We start from the raw sequence: 3,411 nt of genomic DNA on the forward strand, positions 1-3,411 counted from the left end.
CTTTGTTTGTATTGTATAAACTTCCCGAAATTTCTTCAATTGCATATATTTTTAATACTTTATCTTTAATGTCTAAAATTACACGTTGTGCCGTTTTTAAACCAATTCCTTTAATCGATTGAACGGTTCCTACATCATTTGCAGCAATAGCTTGAATAATTTGTTCTGGATTTAATGATGAAAGCATGGTTCTTGCCGTACTAGCTCCAATTCCTGAAACTGATATTAATAATTTAAATAATTCTCGTTCTTTTTTATCTGCAAAGCCAAATAAAGAATGTGCATCTTCTTTAACTTGTAAATATGTATACAATTTTACGTTTTCGGAATCCGGAATTTGAGAATAAGTATGCAATGAAATATGAATTTCATACCCCACGCCATGGCATTCTATAACCACTTCAGTTGGCGTTTTCTCTACTAGTTTTCCTTGAATATGTGAAATCATAATTTTTACTTTTTACTTTTTACTTTCAGCTTATTTTTCAATTTTTCTTGCGCATCAACAACAGCAACTGCTGCCATATTTACCATTTCTTCTACACTGGCACCTAATTGAAAAATATGCACTGGTTTTTCTAATCCCATCATAATCGGACCAATAGAAACTACTTTATCTAATTCTTTTAGCATTTTGTAGGTAATATTTGCCGCATCTAAATTAGGAAAAATCAACGTATTTACTTTTTTATTGGCTAATTTAGAAAACGGGAATTTACTTTTTAACATGTCTGGATTTAAAGCAAAATCGGTTTGAATTTCTCCATCAACAATTAAATCTGGGTAATTTGCGTGCAAAATTTTAACTGCTTGTCTTACTTTAATTGCACTTTCATGTGAAGAAGAACCAAAATTAGAAAACGAAATCATAGCAATAACAGGTTCAATACCAAATAATCGAACCGTTTTAGCTGTCATTAAAGCAATTTTAGCTAACTCTTCTGCAGAAGGATTTGGATTGATAGCAGTATCTGACAAAAATAACGGCCCCCGCTTAGTATTCATAATATTTGTAGTAGCAATTCTTGACACACCTTGTTGCTTGGCAATTAATTCCATCACGGGTTTTACCACATTTGGATAACTTCTCGAATATCCCGTAACCATACAATCAGCATCACCGGCATTTACCATCATTGAAGCAAAGTAATTGCGTTCACGCATCCATTTTTGAGCATCTAACAAAGAAGTTCCTCTACGCTGTCTGGTTTTCCAGAAATATTGTGCGTATTTCTCTCTGGTTTTATTTTCGTCTTTAGATTTTGGATCGATGATTTTTAAATCGGCTTCAAATCCAATTTCTTCTTTTAATTCTTGAATAATTTCTACATTGCCTAACAAAATTGGAATTCCAATGCCTTCTTCATGAACAATTTGAGCTGCTTTTAACACATCTAACTGATCGGCTTCAGCGAAAACTATTGTTTTAGGTTCTGTTTTGGCTCTATTTGTTAGTAATTTTACAATTTTATTATCGCCACCTAAGCGTTCTTGTAAGTCACTTGCGTATTTTTCCCAATCTGTAATTTCTATATCGGCCACACCACTTTCCATAGCCGCTTTTGCAACAGCAGGAGAAATTGTAGAGATTAATCTAGGATCAAAAGGTTTTGGAATGATGTAATCTTTTCCGAAAACCAACTTCTTTTCGCCGTAAGCAATGTTCACTTGTTCTGGAACTGGTGATTTGGCTAATTCTGCCAAAGCTCTAACGGCAGCCATTTTCATAGCTTCGTTGATTTTTCTGGCTCTAACATCTAAGGCTCCTCTAAAAATGTAAGGAAATCCTAAAACATTATTAACTTGATTTGGATAATCCGAACGACCTGTTGCCATAATGATATCTTCTCGAGTATTTATGGCTACATTATAATCAATTTCAGGAACTGGATTCGCCATAGCAAACACAATAGGATTGGCTGCCATTGACAATAACATGTCTGGTTTTAATATATTTCCAACCGATAATCCTAAAAACATATCGGCAGCTTTAATAATTTCAGATAAAGGGGCTGGATCACATGATTTTGCATAACGCATTTGTAATTCGGAAACATCGTCTCTGCAAGTGGTTAATAAACCATTTACGTCAAACATGTATAAATTTTCGGGTTTTACACCTAACAATACATATAAATTTGCACAAGCCAATGCTGCTGAACCTGCTCCAGAAACTACTACTTTTATTTTAGCGATGTCTTTTTCTGCAATTTCTAACGCATTTAAAAGTGCGGCTGACGAAATGATTGCCGTTCCATGTTGGTCGTCATGCATGACAGGAATATTTAATTCCTCCACCAATCTTCGTTCAATTTCAAATGATTCTGGTGCTTTTATGTCTTCTAAATTAATCCCTCCAAATGTAGGCGCAATCGCTTTAACGGTTTCAACGAATTTATCAATATCTGTGGCATCTACTTCAATATCAAAAACATCTATATCAGAAAATATTTTAAACAGTAAAGCCTTGCCTTCCATTACGGGTTTAGAGGCTTCTGGTCCAATATCACCTAAGCCTAAAACAGCGGTTCCATTGGTAATTACAGCAACTAAATTTCCTTTGGCTGTATATTTATAAACGTTATTTACATCTTTTGCAATTTCCAAACACGGCTCTGCCACCCCTGGCGAATAGGCCAAAGACAAATCACGTTGTGTAGCATATTTTTTTGTAGGTACCACCTGGATTTTTCCTGGTGTCGGTTTGGCGTGGTATAGTAAAGCTTCTCTTCTTTTATTATTATCTGTAGACATATATAATCATTAGCATCAACTCACAAAGATAAAATAAGCATTGAAATAACAATAACGATTGACTAAAAAGTTATAACTTCTTTACCTTTTTATTAAAAGGCGTAAAAAAAGCTGCACCAAATAGTACAGCTTTCAAAATAAACCTTAAAAAAATTCCCCGCTACAGCGTTAATCCCTTCGCGTGGCTTGGCTTGTAAATACAGTATTTATTGAAAAAACATTTCAATAATGTTTTTATTTGTTAATAGTGTATTTGCTTTATTAGTTAGCACGCGAAAGGATTAGCGATGCAGCGGGGAAATGTAAACTTGAATTTACTACAAAATTTGCAATCTTGCCAAACCGCCTGTTATACGTTTGGCTTTTATGGGTTTCCAACGCAATTAATAAACTCAATGTTGGAAATGTTGGTTGGCCAAGTAGAACCAGTTAAGTCACATTTTATAAATTTAACTGGAGTTCTAAATTCCACATTAGTAAAATTGCAATTTTTCATTTTAAATAAACTTACTTGATTTGTTTTGCCAAATGTTGAATTTTCAATTATTGAACTAGTAAAATTTATTCCGCTAAAATCTCCTGTTCCATATATTTGGCTTCCTTCTTTAAACCAAGCATCAATAGTTGAATTAGAAAAGAAAGCGTTAATAATTTCAA

Annotated in this window: 2 protein-coding genes and 1 pseudogene; all 3 read right to left on the bottom strand. The window is 33.7% G+C overall.

The annotated features are described in order from the left end of the window. Positions 1–448, bottom strand: a 448-nt coding sequence (gene ruvA, locus ACIQ2I_RS08625) for a Holliday junction branch migration protein RuvA (protein ID WP_396182010.1), incomplete at its 3' end; no start/stop codon positions are given. Positions 449–453: 5 nt separating this feature from the next. Next, on the bottom strand, positions 454–2,754 hold the full coding sequence (locus ACIQ2I_RS08630; RefSeq protein ID WP_396182011.1) for an NADP-dependent malic enzyme: 2,301 nt from the start codon (positions 2,752–2,754) through the stop codon (positions 454–456). Between the two features lie 364 nt (positions 2,755–3,118). Next, positions 3,119–3,411 (bottom strand): annotated as a pseudogene (locus ACIQ2I_RS08635) (hypothetical protein); the annotation flags it as partial.

The sequence above is a fragment of the Flavobacterium sp. genome (assembly GCF_044368995.1).
Lineage (GTDB): Bacteria > Bacteroidota > Bacteroidia > Flavobacteriales > Flavobacteriaceae > Flavobacterium.

Bases quoted from the DNA above. Each gene is read 5' to 3' on its own strand.
- ACIQ2I_RS08630 (WP_396182011.1), bottom strand. From the start codon at position 2,754: ATGTCTACAGATAATAATAAAAGAAGAGAAGCTTTACTATACCACGCC.